Consider the following 21,823-nt stretch of genomic DNA (forward strand, 5'->3'; position numbering starts at 1 on the left):
GCTCAGCGCTCCTTCACGTAGGGCTTGCTCAACGCCTTGGGCGCGATCGCCTGACCGATGAAGCCGGCCAGCAGCACCACCGTCAGGATGTAGGGCAGCGCCTGGATCAGCTGCACCGGCACCTCGCCGATGCCCGGCAGCGACACGCCCTGCAGGCGGATCGCCACGGCGTCCAGGAAGCCGAACAGCAGGCACGCGCACAGCGTGGGCACCGGTTTCCACTTGCCGAAGATCATCGCGGCCAGCGCGATGAAACCGCGGCCCGCGGTCATGTTGGGCGAGAACGAGGCGTTCTGCGCCAGCGTCAGGTAGGCGCCGCCCAGGCCGCACAGGATGCCGTTGAGCGCCAGCGCCGTGTAGCGCAGCCGCGGCACGGACACGCCCGCGGCGTCGACCATCGCGGGGTTCTCGCCGACCGCGCGCAGGCGCAGGCCCGGGCGCGTGCGCTCCAGGAAGAACCACACCGCCACCACGAGCGCGAACGCCAGGTAGACCAGCGCGTTGTGGCTCAGCAGGCCGTGCCCGATGACCGACGCGAACCAGCTGCCCGGCGTGGGCTCGGCCCACTGCGGCAGCAGGCCGGTGATGCGCTGCTCCGCGCCGATGGGCGGCGTCTGGCCGCCCTGCGCGAACCAGGCGATACCCAGCACGACGGTCAGGCCCGCGGCCACCATGTTCAGCGCCACGCCCGAGACCACCTGGTCCCCGCGGTGCGTCACCGTGGCGAAGCCGTGCACCATCGACATCGCGATGGCCACGCCGATCGCGGCGAGCAGGCCCAGCGTCGTCGAATGCGACACGCTGGCCACCGCGGCCGCGGCGAACGCGGCCGACAGCATCTTGCCTTCCAGCCCGATGTCGACGACGCCGGAGCGCTCCGACAGCAGACCCGCCAACGCGGCGAACAGCAGCGGCGTGGTGACGCGCAGCGTCGACGCCAGCACGGAGCCGATCAGCACCTCATCCATGGGACTTCCCCTCCGCGGCGCGCTGCTTGCGCGCGAATGCCCCGTAGAGCCGCGCGAACATCGGCGCGCTCACCATCGCCATTGCGCCGGCGAACAGCACGATCAGGCCCTGCACGGTCACCACCATCTCGCGGCTGAAGCCGGGGACCTCGAACGAGACCTCGACCCCGCCCTGATACAGCGTGCCGAACAGCAGCGACGCCAGGATGATGCCCACCGGATGGTTGCGGCCCATCAGCGCCACGGCGATGCCGGTGAACCCGGCGCCGGCGACGAAGTCCAGCGTCAGCTTGCCCTGCACGCCGGCGATCTCGTTGACGCCGACCAGGCCGGCCAGCGCGCCCGACAGCCCCATCGCCGCCAGCACCTGCCAGCGCGGACGGATGCCGGCGTAATGCGCGGCGCTCGGGTTCGCGCCCACCGCGCGCAGCACGTAACCGGCGCGGCTCTTCCACAGGAACCACCAGACGAAGACGCTGGCGGCCAGCGCCAGCAGGATCGACAGGTTCAGCGGCGAGGACGGCCATTCGACGCCCAGCTTGGCCAGCAGCTCATGCACCGCGGGCATGCGGGCGGACTCCGCGAACGCGTCGCTCTCCACCGACATCGAGCCCGCCGGGCGCAGCCAGTTCACCAGCAGGTAGCCGTTGAGCCCCGCGGCGAGGAAGTTGAACATGATGGTCGTGATGACCACGTGGCTGCCGCGCCAGGCCTGCAGGTAACCGGGCACCGCGGCCCAGACCATGCCGAAGAGCGCGGCCGCCAGGATCGCCAGCGGGATCATCACGAAGCCGGGCAGCTTGGGCGCCAGCCACAGCGACAGCAGCGCCACGCCGATGCCGCCCAGCGTCGCCTGCCCTTCCCCGCCAATGTTGAACAGCCCGCCGTGGAAGGCGACCGCCACCGCGAGGCCGGTGAAGATGAAGGTCGTCGTGTAGTAGAGCGTGTAGCCCAGGCCGCGCGCGCTGCCCAGCGCGCCGTCCAGCAGCACCGTCAGCGCCTGCACCGGGCTCGCGCCGATCAGCAGCACCACGCCGCCGGCCACCGCCAGCGCGATCAGCAGGTTCCACAGCGGCAGCAGGACGAGGTCCATCCAGCGCGGCATCTGCAAGGCTTGGGCGCTCATGCGGCTTTCTCTTGGGTGGGGGACGCCGACATCAGCAGGCCCAGGTTCTTCTCGGAGCACTCGTCGATGGCGAGCTCACCGGTGATGCGGCCGGCGTTCATGACCACGACGCGATCGGCCAGCGCCAGGATCTCGTCGAGCTCGCTGGACACGACCAGGATCGCGCAACCCGCGTCGCGCAGGCGGCGCAGCTGGTTGTGGATGAATTCGATGGCGCCGATGTCCACGCCGCGCGTGGGCTGGCCCACCAGCAGCACCGCGGGCTGCTGCCCGATCTCGCGCGCCAGGATCAGCTTCTGCTGGTTGCCGCCGGAGAACTTCGACGAACCCAGCTCCGCGTTGCGCGGGCGCACGTCGAAGCGCTCCATCATCTCGGCGGTCTGCGCGCGCAGGTGGCGCTGGTTCATCGCCAGGCCGAACGGGCCGGCGCAGTACTGGTCCTGCTCGTGATAACCGAGCGCGGCCGTCTCCCATGCGGGGAAGCTCAGCACCATGCCCAGCGCGTGGCGATCCTCGGGCACATGCGCGAGCTTGAGCTCGCGCGCCGTGCGCGGGTCCATCCACGACGCCGCGTGGAAATCGCGGCCCGCCACGTGCAGCGCGCCGGCATCGGGCGCGCGCATGCCGGCCAGCACCTCGAGCAGCTCGCTCTGGCCGTTGCCCGACACACCGGCCACGCCGACGATCTCGCCCGGACGCAGCCACAGCGTCGCGTTGCTCAGCAGGTGCACGCCGGAGCCGCTGTCGCTGGCCACGGTCAGGCCCTCGGCGCGCAGCACGGGCTGGTCCGATTGCGGCTTCACCGCGCCGCCGTCGCGGCCCAGCTGGACCTTGCGGCCGACCATGCTCTCGGCCAGGTCCTCGGGATCGGTCTCGCCGATGGCGCAGGTCTTGATCACGGTCCCGGCGCGCATCACGGTCACGGCGTCACACAGCGCCATCACCTCGCGCAGCTTGTGCGTGATCAGCAGGATGGTCGTGCCGCGCTCGCGCAGGCGGCGCAGCACCTCGAAGAGCTGGTCCGTCTCCTGCGGCGTCAGCACCGCGGTGGGCTCGTCCAGGATCAGGATGCGGGCGCCGCGGTACAGCGCCTTGAGGATCTCCAGCCGCTGCATCTCGCCGACCGGCAGATCCGCCACGGTGGCGTCCAGGCGCACCGTCAGGCCGGTGTCGCGCATCAGCGTCTCGAGCTCGCGGCGCACCTGCTTCTTGGCGCGCGACAGGAAGAACGCGGGCTCCGCGCCCAGCATCACGTTGTCCAGCGCCGAGAGCGTGTCCACCAGCATGAAGTGCTGATGCACCATGCCGATGCCCAGCGCGATCGCCTGATGCGAGTTGGCGATGCTCACGCGCTGGCCATCCACTTCGATGTGACCCTCGTCGGCGTGGTAGTAGCCGTAGAGGATCGCCATCAGCGTGCTCTTGCCGGCGCCGTTCTCGCCGACGAGGCCGTGCACCGTGCCGCGCTCGACGGCCAGGCTCACCGCCCGGTTGGCCTGCACCGCGCCGAAGCGCTTGGAGATGTCGCACAGACGGACCGCGGGCGCGGCGGCGCCGCGTGGGGACTGTGTCATGTCAGGAACGCTCGCTCGCGGGGGTCAGTTCTTGCAGGCGTTGTCGGCCATGTAGTCGGCCACCTTGATCTTGCCGGCGATGATGTCCGCCTTGTACGCGTCCAGCTTGGTCTTCACCGCGGGGGCGATCAGCTTGGCGTTGTTGGCGTCGACGGCGTATTCCACGCCGCCTTCCTTCAGGCCCAGCACGCTGATGCCGGGCTTCCATTCCTTGAGCACGTTGTAGACGGCGACGTCCACGCGCTTGACCATAGAGCTCAGCATCGTGCCGGGCTGCAGGTGGTTCTGATTGCTGTCCACGCCGATGGCGAACTTGTTGGCGTCCTTGGCGGCCTGGTACACGCCCACGCCGGTGCCGCCGGCCGCGGCGAAGACCACGTCCACGCCCTTGGCGAACTGCGCCTTGGCCAGCTCGCCGCCGCGGGTCGGATCGTTCCAGGCGGAAGCGGTCGTGCCGGTCATGTTCTTGAAGACCTCGACCTTGGCGTTGGCCGCCTTGGCGCCCTGCTCATAGCCGCACTCGAACTTGCGGATCAGCGGGATGTCCATGCCGCCGACGAAACCGACCTTGCCGGTCTTGCTGGTCAGCGCGGCCAGCGCGCCGACGAGGAAGCTGCCTTCCTGTTCCTTGAACAGCACCGACTGCACGTTGGGCTGGTTGACCTTCTCATCGATGATCACGAACTTCGTCTTGGGGAAGTCCTTGGCCACCTGGTTCAGCGCCGACGCCTGCGCGAAACCCACCGAGATGATGGGGCTGGCGCCCCGCTCGGCCATGCGGCGGATCGCCTGCACGCGCTGGGTCTCGTTGCTGATCTCGAACTCGAGGTACTTGCCGCCGGTGTCCTTCTTCCACTGCTCGACGCCGCGATAGGCGGCCTCGTTGAACGATTTGTCGAACTTGCCGCCCATGTCGAAGATCACCGCGGGGGTGGTCTGCGCGGCCGCGGCGCCAGCCGTCAGCGTCAGGGCCAGGCCAGCCGCGAGGGGAGAGAACGACGACAGGAAGGACTTCATCATTTGCGGTCTCGATGCGAAGGGTGAGGAGCAGCCGGGCATTCTAAGAAGGCGCGAGTGTAAGCGAGGTCCAGGAAAACGCTAAACGTTTGCGGGCTCATCAAATCGAGGGTCTCCCCACTATTTCAAGCCATTGCGATCCCTGGGAAAAGTGGGTAGCGACAAGCACATCCCGTGCCCATCCGCCGCCTCGTTCGACGGGTCCGCCATGCGCCCCCGGGTTGAGCGAACCTTCACCCCGGTTCTTCCTGGCAAGTTGAGAATCACTATCATTTAGAATGTTTCGCTTCGCAAGCCCGCAGGCTCCTCCCGAGATCCCCACGACATGAGCGCTGTCCTTTCCTCCCCCACCCTCGCGCAGGCCGCCATCGGCCGGGCGCACCGCGTCCAGGCGCTGCAGGCCCCGGCCCATGCGCCGGAATGGAAACAGATGCTGGAGGAGCTGGGCTTCGTCGCCGGTGAGCACGTGGCCGTGCTGGCGCGCGCGATGCCGGGCGCGGACCCGCTGGTCGTGCGCATCGGGCAGTCGACCTTCGCGCTGCGCAAGGCCGAAGCCGATTGCGTGCTGCTGGAGGACACCACCGCCGAGGGGCTGATCGCCGCCAACGCCGCCGACAGCGCCACGAACGGACAGGCCGGAGCCGCCCATGCGTGAATCGGTCGTCCACATCCATCCCGCGGGACCGCTGCTGGCGCTGGTCGGCAACCCGAACTGCGGCAAGACCGCCCTCTTCAACCGCCTGACCGGCAGCCGCCAGAAGGTCGCCAACTACGCCGGCGTGACCGTCGAGCGCAAGGAAGGCCGCCTGAAGACCGCCGCGGGCAAGCTGCTGCGCGTGCTGGACCTGCCGGGAACGTACTCGCTGTACCCGCGCTCGCCCGATGAGCGCGTCACCGTGGACGTCCTGGCCGGACGCGCCCAGGGCGAGAAACGCCCCGACCTGATCGTCTGCGTGCTGGACGCGACCAACCTGCGCCGCAACCTGCGGCTGTTCCTGTCGGTGCAGCGCCAGGGGCTGCCCTGCGTGGTCGCGCTGAACATGGCCGACCTGGCCCAGCGCCGCGGCATCGAGATCAACACGGCCAAGCTCTCCGAGCTGCTGGGCGTGCCGGTGATCCGGACCGTCGCCACCGACGGCGACGGCCTGGACGAGCTGCGCGAGGTGCTGGACGATCCCCAGCAATGGCGCACTGGCTCGAACGTGGCCGAGGGCGACGACACCGCGCGCATCAACCAGATCCTGAAGGCGCTCGGTCTGGACGCACTGCAGGGCGAGCTGCCCAGCGACAAGGTCGACCGCGTCGTGCTGCATCCGGTGGTGGGCCCGATCCTGCTGGCCGTGCTGCTGTTCCTGCTGTTCCAGGCGGTGTTCGCATGGGCCGAGGTGCCCAAGGAATGGATCGAGACCGGCATCGGCTGGCTCGGCGAGCAGGCCGGGGCGCTGCTGCCCGAGGGTCACCTGCGCAGCCTGGTCGTCGACGGCCTGATCGCGGGCGTGGGCGGCGTGCTGGTGTTCCTGCCGCAGATCCTGATCCTGTTCTTCTTCATCCTGATCCTCGAGGAATCGGGCTACCTGCCGCGCGCCGCCTTCCTGCTGGACCGGCTGATGGGCTCGGTGGGCCTGTCGGGCCGCAGCTTCATCCCGCTGCTGTCGAGCTTCGCGTGCGCGATTCCCGGGATCATGGCCACGCGCTCGATCGCCAATCCGCGCGACCGGCTCGTGACCATCCTGATCGCGCCGCTGATGACCTGCTCGGCGCGGCTGCCGGTGTATGCACTGCTGATCGGCGCCTTCATCCCGCAGCGCGAGCTGTGGGCGGGCATCGAGCTGCAAGGGCTGGTGCTCTTCGTCCTGTACTTCGCCGGGATCATCGCGGCGATGGCCGTGGCGTGGCTGCTCAAGCGCTTCACCGACGCGGGCCGCCAGGTGCGTCCCCTGATGATGGAGCTGCCCAGCTACCACTGGCCGCATGCGCGCAACGTCGCCATCGGACTGTGGCAACGCGCGGAGATCTTCATCAAGCGCGTGGGCGGCATCATCCTGGCGCTGACGCTGCTGCTGTGGGTGCTGTCGACCTTCCCCGGCGCGCCCGAGGGCGCCACCGGGCCGGCCATCGAGTACAGCTTCGCCGGCTACCTGGGCCGCGGACTGGCGACGATCTTCGAGCCGATCGGCTTCAACTGGCAGATCAGCCTGGCGCTGGTGCCGGGCATGGCCGCCCGCGAGATCGCGGTGAGCGCGCTGGGCACGGTGTACTCGCTGTCGGCCACCGGCGACGAGGCCGCGCAGGCGCTGACGCCGCTGATCGCCTCGACCTGGGGCCTGCCCACGGCCTTCTCGCTGCTGGCGTGGTTCATCTTCGCGCCGCAGTGCGTGTCGACGATCGCGGCGGTCAAGCGCGAGACCGGCGGCTACAAGATCCCCGCGATCATGCTGGCCTACCTGTTCGGCCTGGCCTACTTCGCCTCCTGGGTGACCTTCCACGTGAGCCGATGGCTGCTGGGCTGACCGCTTCGTTTCCAGGCTGACATGCAAGGGCGCCCGTCGCATCGACCGGCGCCCTTGCGCATCATGGCCTTGGTCATGGGGGTGTCGACGAGGCTATGCTCGCGCCCATGACGATTCGCCCCACCACCCTGAGCGCGCTGGCCATGGCCGCGCTGACCACCCTCGGCGCGCTGAGCGCCGCGCCCGCGCTGGCCGCCGATGCCGCCAGCAGCCCCGCGGCCGCCAAGCCGGTGCGGGCCGTCATCAAGCCTGATCCCGATGCCGGCGTCGACGCCGACACCCGTTTCCAGCGCCTGGCCAACGACTACATCGAGGCCCTGTGGCGCCTGGACCCGGACGCCGCCATCGGTGCGGGCCGGTATGAATTCGCCGATCAGTTGCCCGCGCCGGACCGCGCGATGCGCGCGCGCTCGCTGGCCTTCGCCAACGACTGGCTCAAGCGCTTCGAGGCCGTCGACGCGACGACGCTGGGCGCGTCCTCGCGCACCGACCTGGGCCAGTTGCTCAACAAGCTGCGCAGCGACCGCTTCCAGCTGACCGAGCTGCGCGAGTACGAGTGGAATCCGTCCTACCTGAACATCGCCGGCCCGATCGACTACATCCTGGCCACGGACTACGCGCCGCTGCCGGTGCGGCTCAAGACGATCTCGGCGCGCCTGGCGCAGGTGCCCGCCTACTACCGCGCCGGCGCGTCGCTGCTCAAGCAGCCGACGCTGGAGCACACCCAGCTCGCCATCGACCAGGCGCCGGGCGTGCTGAGCGTGCTCGATGAAGTGGCCAAGGCCGCGCAGGGACCGGACGCCGCGTCGCTGACGCCGGCCGAGCGCAAGCTGCTGAATGACCGCATCGCCGCGGCCAAGCTCGCGGTCGAGGGCTATCGGGGGCAGCTGCGCAAGCTGCTCGCCGACGGCCAGGCCAGCGGCAAGGCCCGCAGCTTCCGGCTCGGCCAGGCGCTGTACGAGAAGAAATTCGGCTACGACATCCAGTCCCGGCATTCGGCCGAGCAGATGTACCAGCGCGCGCTCAAGGCCCGCGAGGAGCTGCTCACGCGGATGGCGCAGCTGTCCGATGAGCTCTGGACGAAGACGCTGGGCGATGCGCCCAAGCCCGAGGACCGCTTCGCCAAGATCGGCGCGGTGATCGGCAAGCTCAGCGAGCGCCACGTCAAGCGCGAGGACTTCGTCAAGGAGATCCGCGCGCAGATCCCGCAGCTGGAGCGCTGGATCACCGACCACGACCTGCTCACGCAGGACGCGAGCAAGCCGCTGATCGTGCGCGAGACGCCGGTCTACCAGCGCGGCGTGGCCGGCGCCGGCATCGAGGCTCCCGGCCCCTATCGCCCGCAGGACCGCACGTACTACAACGTCACGCCGCTGGACGACCTCACGCCCGAGCAGGCCGAGAGCTCGCTGCGCGAGTACAACCACTGGATCCTGCAGATCCTGAACATCCACGAGGCGGTGCCGGGCCATTACACGCAGCTGGTCTACGCCAACAAGTCGCCCTCGCTGGTCAAGACGCTCTTCGGCAACGGCGCGATGGTCGAGGGCTGGGCCGTCTTCGGCGAACGCATGATGCTCGAGTCGGGCTACGGCGGGAACGCGCCCGAGATGTGGCTGATGTGGGGCAAGTGGAACCTGCGCAGCGTCACCAACACCATCCTCGACTACAGCGTCCACGTGCTCGGCATGACCGAGGCCCAGGCGCTGGATCTGCTCCAGCGCCAGGCCTTCCAGACCGAACGCGAGGCCCGCGAGAAATGGCGCCGCGTGCAGCTGACCTCGGTCCAGCTCACCAGCTACTTCAGCGGCTACAGCGACATCATGGAACTGCGCGAGCAACGCAAGCAGGCGCTGGGCAAGGACTTCAAGATCAAGGCCTTCAACGAACAGTTCCTGAGCTACGGGAATGCGCCGGTGTCGGTGATCTCGGAGCTGATGTCGCAACCCGCGGTCAAGCCCGCCGCGACGACCAAGCCATGAGCGCGAACCCGGACACCCCCACGGAGGTCCGGGTCCTCGAGGCCCGCATCACCGAGCTTGAGATCAAGGCCTCGTTCTCCGAGGACCTGGTCGATCATCTCAACGACCAGGTCGCCAGGCAGCAGGAACAGATCGACGCGCTCGTGCGTGAGGTCATGCAACTGCGGCGACAAGTCCCCGAGGGCCGCTCGGACGGTCCGGGCAACTTGCGGGACGATTTGCCGCCGCATTACTGAGCGAGACGCCGCTTGAAGCCCCTCGCCCGCGAAGCGGGAGAGGGGTTGGGGTGAGGGCTCGTGTGGGGGCACGGAGCCCTTCGCAGAGCCCTCACCCCCCCGCCCTCTCCCGCTTCGCGGGCGAGGGGGCCATCAGCCCGCTCAGGCCGCCGGCCGAGCAGGGATGTTCAATCCCCGCTTGACCGCATCACGCGCCAGGAACGCTTCCAGCACGCGCTGCACGTTCTTGAACTCGCTGAAGCCCACCAGCTCGCCCGCGCCGTAGAACCCCACCAGGTTGTTCACCCACGGCCAGATCGCGATGTCCGCGATCGTGTACTCGTCGCCCATGATCCAGCCGCGACCGGTCAGGTGCTTCTCCAGCACGCCCAGCAGACGCTTGGACTCGTTGAGATAACGGTCACGCGGACGCTTGTCCTCGTAATCCTTGCCCGCGAACTTGTGGAAGAACCCCACCTGTCCAAACATCGGGCCGATCCCGCCCATCTGGAACATCACCCACTGCAAGGTCTCATACCGGCGCGCCGCATCCGTCGGCATCAGACGCCCCGTCTTCTCCGCCAGATACACCAGGATCGCGCCCGACTCGAACAGCGGCAGCGGCTCGCCCCCCGGCCCGTCCGGATCAATGATCGCGGGAATCTTGTTGTTCGGATTCAGCGACAGGAACTCCGGCGTCAGCTGGTCATCCGTCTGGAAGCTCACCAGATGCGGCTCATACGGCAGCCCCAGCTCCTCCAGCGCGATCGACACCTTCACGCCATTGGGCGTGGGCAGCGAATACAACTGCAGCCGCTCCGGGTGCTGCGCGGGCCACTTCTTCGTGATGGGGAATCGGGACAGATCCGTCATGAGGCTTCTCGAGGTTGAAAGGCGGAGCGGACCATTCTCGACGCCCCTCGAGAGACCTTGCGCACCACGGGTCAATGCCGCTCGTGCTCGCGCGCTCGACGCGAGCCGGGTCTTGCCCCTCACCCCTCACCCGCTCACCGCATCACTTCAAGGGCGCGGCGAAACGATCCCATCTCGGCGCCCAGCGCCCCTTGATGTCCGCCGACACCAGCACCCGATGCGCCTGCCCGATGATCAGCCGGCGCGGCACCAGCCCGATGTAGCGCGAGTCCTGGCTGTTGTCCCGGTTGTCGCCCATCATGAAGAACGCATCGGCGGGCACCACCACCGGACCGAAATCGCGCGGCGCGTTCAGCGCGGGCAGGAACTGCACGATGCGCTCCTGACCGCCCCATTGCTCGACCTCGCGCACCCCGCGCACCTCGACCCCGGGGACCAGCGCCTCCGCGACCTCCCCCACCGGCGCGTACGTCGCCGCCTCGCCGTTGAGGATCAGTCGGTCGCCACGCAGCTCGACCACATCGCCGGGCACCGCCACCACGCGCTTGATCAGCCGCGTGCCGTCGCGCGGCGAGCTGAAGGTCACCACATCCCCGCGCCGGGGCTCGCCCACGCGGCGCAGCGACAAATCGGTCAGCGGCACTTTCCAGTCATAGGCCGTCCGATCGACGAAGACGACATCGCCTTCCAGGATCGTCGGCCGCATCGAGCCGCTGGGCACCGGATTCCAGTCCGCGATCGCCGTGCGGAAGAACAGGAAACCAGCCACGAACAGCAGGAAGCTCCGGTTCTCGCGGAGCCAGGCGGCAACAGGGATCTTCATCGCAATCTCCAAGCAGGTGTCCGAGGGAGTGGATCGAGCCAACAACGAAGCCCCAGTGTGTCCAGCCGGATCGCGACGTGGGACCGCGTGCGGCGATTGGCGGGAATCGGTGCATCAATGGCGAAAGCGCGGCGGCCAGCGCATCCCGACGGATCCGCCATGTGAACCTGTCGGCAAGCTGTCCGCGCCCTGCTGACCTTCGTCTCGCGCGGGAAGCGCCCCCCATAATCCCGCCCCATGCGCAAGCACCTCCTGCACTTGCTGCTCCCGCTGTTCATGCTGCTGTCGCAGCAGGGCGCGGTGTGGCATGGCATCGGTCACCTCACCGATGCGCGCGGGCATGGCCCCGCCAGCACGAGCGTCGCGCAAGACGACGAGCACCTCGCCCACGCCGATCCGGACACCTTGTCCAGCGATCAGTTGTGCGAGGTCTGCCTGGCCTTCGACGACCTCGCCGCCTCGGCCCGCGCCGAGGCCCCGGTGCTCGCGCTGGCCGACGGCGCGCATGTCCAGGCCGCGGCGATCACGCCCGACTCGCACTCGCTGCCCGCGCCCGCGCCGCGCAGCCGCGGGCCGCCGCTGGCGATCTGATCCTCCCGCCCGTCGCACCGCCTGTTCTCCCGCACCGCGTGAGATCCGGCCGGCCTGCGTCCGTCCGACATCAGATCTCCAGAGCCACCACCATGACTGCTCCTCGCCTGCGCGTGCTCGCGCTGTCCGTTTCCATCGCCTATCCGCTGCTCGCCGCCGTCCCCGCCTTCGCGCAGGACGACGCCGCCAGCGCTGAAGCCTCCTCCACCAATGCCTCGTCCGCTACAGCCGGCACGCCGCTTCCCACCGTGCAGGTGCAAGGCGCGCGCAACCGACTGGATGCGGCCCGCAATGGCCTGTCGCCCGACACCGGCAGCACGGTCTACAAGTTCGACAAGGCCGATCTCGGCCGCCTGCCCCAGGGCGACGACACGCCGCTCAACCAGGTCCTGCTGCAGACGCCCGGCGTGGTGCAGGACTCCTACGGCGGCCTGCATGTGCGTGGCGACCATGCCAACCTGCAGTACCGCATCAACGGCGTCGTGATCCCCGAAGCCATCAGCGGCTTCGGTCAGACGCTGGAGACGCGATTCGCCGACAGCATCAGCCTGCTCACCGGCGCGCTGCCGGCGCAATACGGCTACCGGACCGCCGGCATCGTCGACATCACCACGAAAGGCGTGGGCGAGGACGACAAGCCCCTGGCCGGCAGCGTCGGCGTGACGCTCGGCACGCAGCGCACGCGCGAGCTGGACCTGTCCCTGCACGGCAGCCAGGGCCGGCTGAGCTACGAGTTCAGCGGGTCCTACCTCGGCAACGACCTGGGCATCGAGAACCCCACCGCGTCGCGCGACGCGCTGCACGACCGCACGCATCAGGGCAAGGCCTTCGGCCTCGTGTCCTACCTGCTGGGCGAGGACAGCCGCATCACCGCGATGGCCGGCGTCACCAACAACCGATTCCAGATCCCCAACTCGCCGGGCCAGTCCACGGCCTTCACGCTGGACAACACGCCGGACAAGGACTCGTCCACGCTGGACGCGCGCCAGCGCGAGCGCAACCGATTCGCTGTCGTCAGCTTCCAGAGCACGCTCGGCGAGCAGGTCGACTACCAGGTCTCGCTGTTCCACCGCACGACCGATGTCCACTACACGCCCGACGCCGTCGGCGACCTGCAGTACCTGGGCGTGGCCGCCGACATCCTGCGCCGCAACGAGGCCAACGGCCTGCAGGCCGACGCGAGCTACCGGCTCAACGCCACGCACACCGTGCGCACCGGGCTCTTCGCGCAGCGCGAGCACGCCAGCACGCGCAACGACGCGCTGGTCTTCCCTGCCGATGACGACGGCAACCAGACGTCCTCCACGCCCGTGTCCATCGCCGACAGCGCGCGGCTGGGCGGGCATCTCTGGGGCGCCTACCTGCAGGACGAATGGAAGCTCGCGCGCGGCCTGACGTTCAACTACGGCGCCCGGTACGACGAGGTCGACACGGTCAGCAAGGAACACCAGCTCAGCCCGCGCGCCGGACTGGTGTGGGATGCCACGCCGACGCTGCGCGTGCACGCGGGCTACGCGCGCTACTTCACGCCGCCGCCGACCGAGAAGATCGACACCACCTCGGTGGACGCCTTCGCCGGCACGACCAACGCGCTGCCCTCGGACGCCAACACCGCGGTGCGCGCGGAGCGCTCGAACTACTACGACGCCGGTGCGGCGTGGCAGGTCACGCCCAAGCTGACGCTGGGCGTCGACGGGTACTACCGCGCGGTGCGCCACCTGCAGGACGAGGGCCAGTTCGGCAACGCGCTGATCTACTCGGCCTTCAACTACGCGCAGGGCCGCATCTACGGCGTGGACCTGTCGGCCAGCTACAAGGAGCGCGACTGGTCCGCCTATGCCAACCTGGGCACCGTGCACGCGCGGGCGCGCCAGGTCGAGACCGGCCAGTTCAACTTCGAGCAGGACGAGCTCGACTTCATCGCCAACCACTGGGTCCACCTGGATCACGAGCAGAAGCTGAGCGCCTCGGCCGGCGTGAATGTCCGCCTGGACGAGGGCTACACGCTGGGCGCGAGCGCGCTGTTCGGGTCGGGGCTGCGCAACGGTTTCGCCAACACCACGCACCTGCCCTCGTACACCGCGGTGAACGCCGATGTCAGCAAGACCTTCGCCCTGGGCGGTGGCGGACCGGTGGAAGCGCGCCTGTCGGTGCTGAACCTGTTCGACAAGGTCTACCAACTGCGCGATGGCTCGGGCATTGGCGTGGGCGCGCCGCAGTACGGCCAGCGCCGCACGGTCTACGTGAGCCTGACCAAGTCGTTCTGACCTGGGCTGCCGTGCGTGGCCCTGTCGCCTGTATCGGGTGAACGTGGGCCGCCGCACGGTGCCTGAGGGCGGGACGCGCTAGGCTGCGATGCATGACCGCATCGCCGCCCGATGAACTGCATGCCCCCGCTGACGTCTGGGATCAGCGTTACGCCGCGCACCCGCTGAGCCGCCAGGAAGCCTGGCTGAGCGGCTGGCAGCATCGCCTGCCGGGTGTGCGGCGCGCGCTGGACATCGGCTGCGGCGACGGCTGGGAGACCGCGGCGCTGCTGGAGCTGGAGGTGGAGGTCACCGCCACGGACATCTCGGCGGAGGCGCTGGCGCGATGCCGGCAGCAATCGCCGCGGGCGCGGCATGTCCTGGCTGATGTGCGCGCGATGCCGATGCTGGCGGACGGCGAGTTCGACCTGGCCGTGGCGCAGTTGTCGCTGCATTACTTCGACCGCGAGGACACGTGCCGGGCGCTGTGCGAGATCGCGCGGGTGCTCGCGCCCGAAGGCAAGCTCATCGGCTGCGTGAACGCCGAGGATGACTGGCACTACGGCGCGCCGGATGAGGCCGCGTCCTGGACGCTGACGACCGTGGACGGTGTGGCCAAGCAGTTCTTCACGCGCGAGAAGCTGGAGGACGTCCTCACCGCCTGCTTCGACATTGACCACCTCAACAAGCGCACGCTCAGCCGCTACGGCAAGCCGAAGTCGGTGTGGGAGTTCTTCTGCCACCGCAAGCCAGATTGAAGCCCGATTGAAGCCCGATTGAAGCCACATTGAGCCCACATTGAGCCCCTCGCCCGCGAAGCGGGAGAGGGGTTGGGGTGAGGGCTCGCGTGATGGCAGGGTGCCCTTCGGAGAGCCCTCACCCCCCGCCCTCTCCCGCTTCGCGGGCGAGGGGGCTCAATGCTCACGCCACCTGAAATGCGGTCACTGCGGCGCGTCGCTCAAGGTCCTCAGGAACGCGACGATGTCCTGCACCTCGCGCTCGCTCAGCGACGGCTTGCCGCCGCGCGCGCCGCCGAAGGGGCGCTCCATGTTGAGGTTGTCGCGGTATCGCGCCGGCAGGTCGTCATAAGGCACGACACGCCCCTTCGCATCGCGTGCGTAGAAGCGCTCCGGGTTCGTGTCGCGCTGCGCGTAGAAGCGCACCGCCGCCTCCAGCGAGCGCATCGCGCCGTTGTGGAAGAACACCTGCCGCGTCGCCACGTTGCGCAGCGACGGCGTCTTGAACAGGCCGCAGTACTCCGGGTGATCCTGGAGATCGGTGCGCAGCGGGCCGCAAGTGCCCAGGTCGTGGAAGGCGGGATCGCGGTTGGCCGGGATCGCCGGATTGCGCGGCACGCCGATCGCGATGTGGCCCATGTCGGTGAACAGCGGGAACGCGCCGCGCTTGATCGCGCTGATGTGGCACGACGCGCAGTTGCCCTTGTCGCGGGCCTCGAAGAGCGCCAGACCGCGCGTCTCGGCCGGCGTCAACCTGCCCTTGCCGCGCAGATAGGCGTCGTAGCGGCTGTTGAACGGTGCGAAGTCCTTGGGGTTCTGCTGGAAGACTTCCAGCGACAGGACCAGCGCGTTCCATGCGAGCTCGGCGTCGTCGAACAGATGCGGCCCGAAGGCCTCGCGCATCGCCGCCGCGTTGGGCGACGCCGCGAGCCGCCGCACCACCGCGCCGCGGTCGGTGTTGGCCATCTCGAACGGTGACAGCAAGGGCGCCTCGGCCTGCTCGTGCGCCGACGCGGCGCGTCCGTCCCACGCGAAGCCGCCGGTGGGGCCCTGGTCCAGGCTGTCGTCGCCGTCGTTGTCGAAGAAGTGCTCGGTGAAGGCCGGCGTCTGCTGGCGGTAGCGCAGCGAGGGCACGGCGCGCAGCCCCGGCACATGGCCGCTCGCGCCGCCCCGCTGGACGGCCAGGCCGTTGGGCGGCCCGTAGGCCAGGGCCGGGTCGTGGCAGGACGCGCAGGCCATCGTGCCGGACGCGGACAGCACCTTGTCGGCGAAGAGCCGCCGCCCGAGCCCGGTCAGCGTGGCCGCGTCGGGCTTGCGCTCGAAGGCCGTGGCGTAGAACGGTCGGGTCGCGGGTGCGGTCGCAGCCAGCGCGGCCGCATGACCGGGCCGCCCGCCCAGCAGCAGTCCAAGGGCCACGCAAGCCAGCGCGCCCGTCAGCACGCCCAAGGTCAAAACAAGCCCATTTTCACGGGAAAGAGAAAGATTCATAACAGCTTCATCACGACGCACGCAGGAAATGTGCGCAAACAGCGGTGTACCGGTACGGAATGACACGGACGTGTCATGCGGCGAAAGGAAGCTGCGCGCCATTCGCCAATCACTCCTGTGGAGTCAGCCAGATGAAGATCACTTCCCGCGATACCCGCGTCGTTCCCGCCCCTCGTCTCAAACTCGCCCTCACCCCGCTCGCGCTGGGCGCGATGCTGGCGCTGGGCGGCTGTTTCGGCCATGACGGAGAGGACGCGCCGATGGACACCACCGCCGCGCTGCAGAGCAAGGTGCAGAACATCGTCGTGATCTACGCCGAGAACCGCGCCTTCGACAACCTGTACGGCAACTTCGCCGGCGCCGACGGCCTGTCCACCGTGGTCGGCGCGGACGGCAAGCCGACCGCGGCCTACATCCCGCAGAAGGACCGCAACGGCCAGGCCCTCGCCACGCTGCCGCCGGTCTGGGGCGGCGTCACCGCGCCGGGCAGCACCGTGACCGTGTCGCAGGCGCAGAGCGCCGGCCTGGCCAACGCGCCCTTCAACATCGGCACCGCGTTCAAGGCCAGCGCCAACGCGACGATCGACGGCAGCGTCGTCACGCGCGACCTGTACCACCGCTTCTTCGAGAACCAGATGCAGATCAACGGCGGCAAGAACGACATGTTCGCCGCGTTCGCCGACTCGGGCGGCCTGGTCATGGGCTACTTCGACTACAGCGCCTCGCCGCTCTACAAGCTGGCCCAGCAGTACACGCTGGCCGATCACTTCTTCCAGGGCGCGTTCGGCGGGTCCTTCCTGAACCACCAGTACCTGATCTGCGCCTGCGCGCCGGAGTACCCCAACGCCGACACCGCCGCGGCCAAGCCCACGATCCAGATCCTGGACAAGAACGCCGACGGCTCGTACACGTCCAACCTCACGCTGTCCGCCACCAGCAAGGCTTCCGCGCTGGACGGCGCGCCGAGCTTCGCGGGCTCGGGCAACATCACGCCGGCCAACTACTTCGGCGACAACAAGTTCTACGCGGTCAACACGATGCAGCCCGCGTTCCAGCCCAGCGGCAACGCGCCGGCGGACGTCAGCGGCAACAACGCGCTGTACGCCGACGCGACCAAGAACACCACGCTGCCCGCGCAGCTGCAGAAGAACATCGGCGACCTGCTCAGCGCCAAGAGCGTGAGCTGGGCCTGGTACGCCGGCTCGTGGAACGCCGCCGTGAAGGACGGTCAGCAGGCGGCGGCGGCCAAGCGCACGGTGATCTACGCGGGCAACGCCAGCGGCGTGGCCGCCACGGACGCGGTGGACTTCCAGACCCACCATCACCCGTTCAACTTCTACGCCAACATGGATCCGGTCACGCACGCCAGCGATCGCGCGACCCACCTGAAGGACTACGACGACCTGGTGAAGGACGCGGCCGCGGGCTCCCTGCCGGCGGTGAGCTTCTACAAGCCCGAGGGCCTGTACAACCAGCATCCGGGTTACGCCAACATCGCCAACGCGGACCAGAAGATCGCCGATCTCGTGGCCAAGCTGCAGGCCAGCCCGCAGTGGAAGAACATGGTGATCGTCGTGACCTACGACGAGAACGGCGGTCAGTGGGACCACGTCGCCCCGCCCAAGGGCGACAAGCTCGGCCCGGGCACGCGCATCCCGGCGCTGATCATCTCGCCCTACTCGAAGAAGGGCACGGTCGACCACACGCAATACGACACCGCCTCGGTGCTGCGCCTGATCACGCGCCGCTTCGGCCTGGACCTGCTGCCCGGCCTCAAGCAGCGTGACGACGCGCTCACCGCCGCTGGCGGCCAGCCGATGGGCGACATGACGCAGGCGTTGAACCTGCAATAAGACCAAACGCGGCGCAACGCACCGGAGGAAGGGCATGCCCCTTCTTCCGGCCCCGATTAATCTTTTCGCTTGCCATTCATTTGCGTGCAAAGTAAATTTCGCACCCATGGCACGCACCAAACCCACCGTCACCGGCAAGCAGCAGAAAGCCAGCAGCGCCTCCGCCGCCTGCGTGCCGCAGCAGATCGACGAGCAGCTCTGCTTCGCGATCTACTCGACGATGCTGGGTCTGAACAAGGTCTACCGCGAGCTGCTCAAGGACCTCGAGCTCACCTATCCGCAGTACCTCGTGATGCTGGTGCTGTGGGAACGCGACGGCCTGACCGTCGGTGAGATCGCCGAGCGCGTGTTCCTCGACTCGCCCACCGTCACGCCGCTGCTCAAGCGACTGGAGGCCGCGGGCCTCGTCAGCCGGGACCGTTCTCCGCTGGACGAGCGCCAGGTGCTGATCACGCTGACGGACGCCGGCCGCGGACTGCGCAAGCGCTCCACCCACCTGCCGCAGTGCATCGTCGATGCCTCGGACACGGAGCTGGCCGAAATCATCGAGCTCCGCGACCGCCTGCTCGCGCTGCGCGAGCGCATGGCCCGCAAGGCCGGCACCTCCAGCTGAACGCCGCTTCAAGATCGCTCATCCGCGTCGCCCCACCAAATCCTTCGCATGCAAATGATTAGCAAGCAATCCAGAGTTCACCTTCCCACCCACCCCACCACCACACCCCTGAAGGAGCCCACCATGAACGCCATCGCCACCCTCGCCCGCCAATCGCGTCGTCAACTGCTGGTGCTGTCCACGCTGGCCGTCGCCATCGCCGGCGTGGTCGCCACGCCGGCCTTCGCCGCGGACAAGGCCGCCCGCGTCAGCGCGCCGCTCTCGAGCGCCCAGCCCGCGGGCAGCTACATCACGACGAAGGACGGCGTGCAGCTCTACTACAAGGATTGGGGTCCGAAGAACGGCCAGCCCATCGTGTTCAGCCACGGCTGGCCGCTGAACAGCGACAGCTGGGAAGCGCAGATGATCTTCCTGGCCGATCAGGGCTATCGCGTCATTGCCCATGACCGCCGTGGCCACGGCCGCTCCAGCCAGCCCTGGGACGGCAATGACATGGACCACTACGCCGACGACCTGGCCACCGTCATCGAGACGCTGGACCTGAAGAACGCCGTGCTGGTGGGCTTCTCCACGGGCGGCGGCGAGGTCGCCCGCTACATCGGCCGCCACGGCACGTCCCGCGTGGCCAAGGCGGTGCTGGTCTCGGCCGTGCCGCCGATCATGGTCAAGTCCGACAAGAACCCCGGCGGCGTGCCCAAGGAGGTCTTCGACGGCATCCGCGCCGCGCAGCTGGCCAACCGCTCGCAGCTCTACAAGGACATCCCCGCCGGACCGTTCTACGGCTTCAACCGGCCGGGCGCGAAGGTCTCGCAGGGCCTGATCGACAACTGGTGGTTCCAGGGCATGCAAGGCGGCCACAAGAACACCTATGACTCGATCAAGGCGTTCTCCGAGACCGACTTCACTGACGACCTCAAGAAGTTCGACAAGCCCACGCTGGTCATCCACGGCGACGACGACCAGATCGTGCCCATCGACATCTCCGGCCGCGCCTCGGCCCGCCTGATCAAGGGCTCGCAGCTGATCGTCTACGCCGGCGCCCCGCACGGCCTGACCGACACCCACAAGGATCGCCTCAACGCCGACCTGCTGGCCTTCATCCGCCAGTGATCCCCTCCCCCCGTCCGGATGAGCGAACTCACTCCGGCGGGGGCCCACCTTCGGGGGAGATCAACGCGGGGTTTCGCTCTGCGCTCGGTTTGGTACGCTCGGTGATCTTTCCGATGAGCGGCGCCCCGATGCGCCGGCACGTGGACCTCGCCGATGCCGATCCCCTTCCCGCCCGCCGCCTCGCTGCCGCATGTCCGCGTATTCGAACTGGAAGCCGGCGACGAGGACCTGCTGCAGCGGTTCTACGAGCGCAACCCGCTCTACTTCGAGCAGGTCAACGGCACCCCGCCCCGCCCCGATGAAGCGCGCGAGGAGATCCGCGATCTGCCCCCCGAGGGCTGGAGCTTCACAGCGAAGCGCTTGCTGGGCTACGCGGACGAGTCCGGCGAGCTCGTGGCGATGGCCTCGCTGGTGTCGGACCTGATGGCGCCACGGGTGTGGCTGGTGGGCCTGTTCATCGTCGCCACGACGCTGCACGGCTCGCAGGCCGCGCGTGAGATCTACGCGGAACTCGAGCGCTGGATGCAGCGCCACGGGGCGGCCTGGGTGCGACTGGGCGTCGTCGTCGGCAACACCCGCGCGGAGCGCTTCTGGGAGCGCCAGGGTTTCATCGAGGTCCGCCGGCGTGACGGCCTCGCGATGGGCGAGCGCGTCAACGCGCTGCGCGTGATGGTCAAGCCGCTGGACGGTGGCCGGATCGACGACTACCTCGTCATGGTCCCTCGCGACCGCCCTGGCGAACCCTAACAATCGCATCGACGACGATCGCCAGCCGGCCTGAACCGGCCTCCCTGCTCGGGGGACTCTGGGCGTCCGGTCGAACTTGGTCGACCGCAACACCGCGCATGTCGCGCTCACCCACGCCCCTTTCCATGACACACGTTTTCTCGCGCGCTCCCGGCTACGTTCCCCGTTGGCTCGGCGCCTTCACCTTGACGGCGATGCTGATGGCCTGCAGCGACCACCGATCGTCCCCGGAGCCGAGACCGGTGGTCCCGACTCGCGCCGTCAATCACCTCTACACAGAAACCAACGAGACCCATAACACCGTCGTGCACTTCATCCGTGAGGCGGACGGCAGGTTGGTGCGTCAGGCCACGACCGCCACCCACGGTGCTGGCACGAACGGGCAACGCGACGGCAAGCTGGTGCCGGACTCACTGGTTAGCCAGCACGCGATCGTCATCAGCACCGATGCCAGCCGGCTCTTCGCGGTGAACGCCGGCGATCAGAGCCTCTCGGTGTTCGAGATCTCCCCCACGACGGGCGCCTTGACACTGCTGAAGAAGAACGCGACGCAAGCGGGCGTGAAGCCCAACAGCCTCGCCTATCACCACGGCCACCTTTACGTCACCTTCCTGGAAGGCGCGACTCGCTTCGCCGCTTACAAGGTCGGCGCCGACGGCAGCCTGACGCAGCGCGGCGCGTATGACCTGACCGCGCTGGCCGGCATTCCCGCCGCGGCGCAGCCGACGCAGGTGCTCGTCTCGCCGGGCGGGAAACATGTGATCGTCAACGCCGGGGTCGCGAGCAACGCGATCGTGGCCTTCCCCATCCTGCATGACGGCGGCCTGGGCGTGCCGGTCAAGAACACCGCGCAGGTCGAATCGCCATTCGCCGGCGTCTTCGTGCCTGGCGCCGCCACGCCCACCTACCTGGCCACCAGCATCTCCGGAGTCGGACTGGCGTCCTTCCACTACCAGCCGTCGACCGGCAAGATGACGCGGATCAACCAGGTCCAGATCCCCCATGTGAAGGACCCCTGCTGGGTCGCGGTCACCCCGAACGGGCAACTGGCGTATGTCGGCAATGCGTCGGGCGCCATCTCGTCATTCCGCATCGACGTCGATGGCCGGCTCACGCTGCTGAATGCGAAAGCGGCCGTCGAGCCCCAGGTGCTGCCCGACATCGACAGCGTCGCCGGCGATTCGTGGATCAGCCCGGACGGCAGGTATCTCTACACGGCCTTCCTGGGCGCGGACAAGGTCGTGGCCTACGCCATCAACGCGGACGGCGCGCTGTCCAAGCTCAACGAGGTGGTGGTGGGGACCTCGACGCGGCAAAGCCTGCAAGGCCTCGCCGGTCTGTGATCCCCGC

At 68.6% G+C, this 21,823-nt stretch carries 19 protein-coding genes; 12 read left to right on the top strand and 7 right to left on the bottom strand.

Features of this window, described 5'->3' with window-relative positions; genetic code table 11:
- Positions 1 to 2 precede the first annotated feature (2 nt).
- The 4 genes from ACNI65_RS13220 to ACNI65_RS13235 are packed head-to-tail and all read right to left on the bottom strand — an operon-like array spanning position 3 to position 4,688.
- The gene (locus tag ACNI65_RS13220; RefSeq protein ID WP_416757125.1) at positions 3 to 968 is read right to left on the bottom strand and encodes an ABC transporter permease; all 966 of its coding nucleotides are present in this window, start codon (positions 966 to 968) and stop codon (positions 3 to 5) included.
- Positions 961 to 2,094 (bottom strand): ABC transporter permease, encoded by a 1,134-nt coding sequence (locus ACNI65_RS13225; protein ID WP_416757127.1) that lies wholly within the window; start codon positions 2,092 to 2,094, stop codon positions 961 to 963. The genes ACNI65_RS13220 and ACNI65_RS13225 overlap by 8 nt, the downstream gene beginning before the upstream one ends.
- Entirely contained in the window at positions 2,091 to 3,668 is a 1,578-nt protein-coding gene (locus ACNI65_RS13230) for an ABC transporter ATP-binding protein (RefSeq protein ID WP_416757129.1), read from the bottom strand. The genes ACNI65_RS13225 and ACNI65_RS13230 overlap by 4 nt, the downstream gene beginning before the upstream one ends.
- A gap of 24 nt (positions 3,669 to 3,692) precedes the next feature.
- A complete protein-coding gene (locus tag ACNI65_RS13235) occupies positions 3,693 to 4,688 on the bottom strand; it encodes a BMP family lipoprotein (RefSeq protein ID WP_416757130.1) in 996 nt (331 codons plus the stop codon).
- A gap of 322 nt (positions 4,689 to 5,010) precedes the next feature.
- On the opposite strand from ACNI65_RS13235, the gene ACNI65_RS13240 reads away from it, so the two are divergent.
- The 4 genes from ACNI65_RS13240 (at position 5,011) to ACNI65_RS13255 (ending at position 9,413) form a co-directional block, all read left to right on the top strand.
- Positions 5,011 to 5,340 carry a FeoA family protein gene (locus ACNI65_RS13240; RefSeq protein ID WP_416757131.1) on the top strand — a complete coding sequence of 110 codons (330 nt, stop codon included), beginning with the start codon at positions 5,011 to 5,013 and terminating at the stop codon, positions 5,338 to 5,340.
- Complete coding sequence (gene feoB, locus ACNI65_RS13245; protein WP_416757132.1) at positions 5,333 to 7,195, top strand: ferrous iron transporter B; 1,863 nt, start codon at positions 5,333 to 5,335, stop codon at positions 7,193 to 7,195. Before ACNI65_RS13240 ends, feoB begins: the two co-directional genes overlap by 8 nt.
- 107 nt (positions 7,196 to 7,302) lie before the next feature.
- Positions 7,303 to 9,177 (top strand): DUF885 domain-containing protein, encoded by a 1,875-nt coding sequence (locus tag ACNI65_RS13250; protein ID WP_416757134.1) that lies wholly within the window; start codon positions 7,303 to 7,305, stop codon positions 9,175 to 9,177.
- A complete protein-coding gene (locus tag ACNI65_RS13255) occupies positions 9,174 to 9,413 on the top strand; it encodes a SlyX family protein (protein WP_416757136.1) in 240 nt (79 codons plus the stop codon). The genes ACNI65_RS13250 and ACNI65_RS13255 overlap by 4 nt, the downstream gene beginning before the upstream one ends.
- A 141-nt stretch (positions 9,414 to 9,554) precedes the next feature.
- Here ACNI65_RS13255 and ACNI65_RS13260 read toward each other — a convergent pair whose 3' ends face one another.
- Together ACNI65_RS13260 and lepB are read right to left on the bottom strand one after the other, a co-directional pair.
- Positions 9,555 to 10,265, bottom strand: coding sequence for a glutathione S-transferase N-terminal domain-containing protein (locus ACNI65_RS13260; protein ID WP_416757138.1), 711 nt, complete (start codon positions 10,263 to 10,265; stop codon positions 9,555 to 9,557).
- A gap of 142 nt (positions 10,266 to 10,407) precedes the next feature.
- Positions 10,408 to 11,088, bottom strand: coding sequence for a signal peptidase I (lepB, locus tag ACNI65_RS13265; RefSeq protein ID WP_416757139.1), 681 nt, complete (start codon positions 11,086 to 11,088; stop codon positions 10,408 to 10,410).
- Positions 11,089 to 11,325: 237 nt separating this feature from the next.
- Between lepB and ACNI65_RS13270 the strand changes: the two genes are divergently transcribed.
- The 3 genes from ACNI65_RS13270 to ACNI65_RS13280 all read left to right on the top strand — a co-directional run bounded on the left by ACNI65_RS13270 (position 11,326) and on the right by ACNI65_RS13280 (position 14,683).
- Positions 11,326 to 11,679, top strand: a complete 354-nt coding sequence (locus ACNI65_RS13270; protein WP_416757141.1) for a hypothetical protein — start codon at positions 11,326 to 11,328, stop codon at positions 11,677 to 11,679.
- 92 nt (positions 11,680 to 11,771) lie between these two features.
- Positions 11,772 to 13,946 carry a TonB-dependent receptor gene (locus ACNI65_RS13275; protein WP_416757142.1) on the top strand — a complete coding sequence of 725 codons (2,175 nt, stop codon included), beginning with the start codon at positions 11,772 to 11,774 and terminating at the stop codon, positions 13,944 to 13,946.
- A 92-nt stretch (positions 13,947 to 14,038) separates the two neighbouring features.
- Positions 14,039 to 14,683, top strand: a complete 645-nt coding sequence (locus ACNI65_RS13280) for a class I SAM-dependent methyltransferase (protein WP_416757144.1) — start codon at positions 14,039 to 14,041, stop codon at positions 14,681 to 14,683.
- Positions 14,684 to 14,866: 183 nt separating this feature from the next.
- On the opposite strand, the gene ACNI65_RS13285 is transcribed toward ACNI65_RS13280, so the two are convergent.
- On the bottom strand, positions 14,867 to 16,150 hold the full coding sequence (locus tag ACNI65_RS13285; protein WP_416757146.1) for a cytochrome-c peroxidase: 1,284 nt from the start codon (positions 16,148 to 16,150) through the stop codon (positions 14,867 to 14,869).
- Between the two features lie 131 nt (positions 16,151 to 16,281).
- On the opposite strand from ACNI65_RS13285, the gene acpA reads away from it, so the two are divergent.
- From acpA to ACNI65_RS13310, 5 genes are all read left to right on the top strand, one after another.
- Entirely contained in the window at positions 16,282 to 18,003 is a 1,722-nt protein-coding gene (gene acpA, locus ACNI65_RS13290; protein WP_416757148.1) for an acid phosphatase, read from the top strand.
- A gap of 106 nt (positions 18,004 to 18,109) precedes the next feature.
- Positions 18,110 to 18,616 carry a MarR family winged helix-turn-helix transcriptional regulator gene (locus ACNI65_RS13295; protein WP_416757150.1) on the top strand — a complete coding sequence of 169 codons (507 nt, stop codon included), beginning with the start codon at positions 18,110 to 18,112 and terminating at the stop codon, positions 18,614 to 18,616.
- A 123-nt stretch (positions 18,617 to 18,739) separates the two neighbouring features.
- Entirely contained in the window at positions 18,740 to 19,726 is a 987-nt protein-coding gene (locus tag ACNI65_RS13300; RefSeq protein ID WP_416757151.1) for an alpha/beta fold hydrolase, read from the top strand.
- Between the two features lie 153 nt (positions 19,727 to 19,879).
- Positions 19,880 to 20,473 (top strand): GNAT family N-acetyltransferase, encoded by a 594-nt coding sequence (locus tag ACNI65_RS13305; protein WP_416757152.1) that lies wholly within the window; start codon positions 19,880 to 19,882, stop codon positions 20,471 to 20,473.
- A 125-nt stretch (positions 20,474 to 20,598) separates the two neighbouring features.
- A complete protein-coding gene (locus tag ACNI65_RS13310; RefSeq protein ID WP_416757154.1) occupies positions 20,599 to 21,816 on the top strand; it encodes a lactonase family protein in 1,218 nt (405 codons plus the stop codon).
- The last annotated feature ends 7 nt before the right edge of the window (positions 21,817 to 21,823 follow it).

It is taken from the genome of Roseateles sp. So40a (genome assembly GCF_048081605.1).
GTDB lineage: Bacteria > Pseudomonadota > Gammaproteobacteria > Burkholderiales > Burkholderiaceae_C > Roseateles.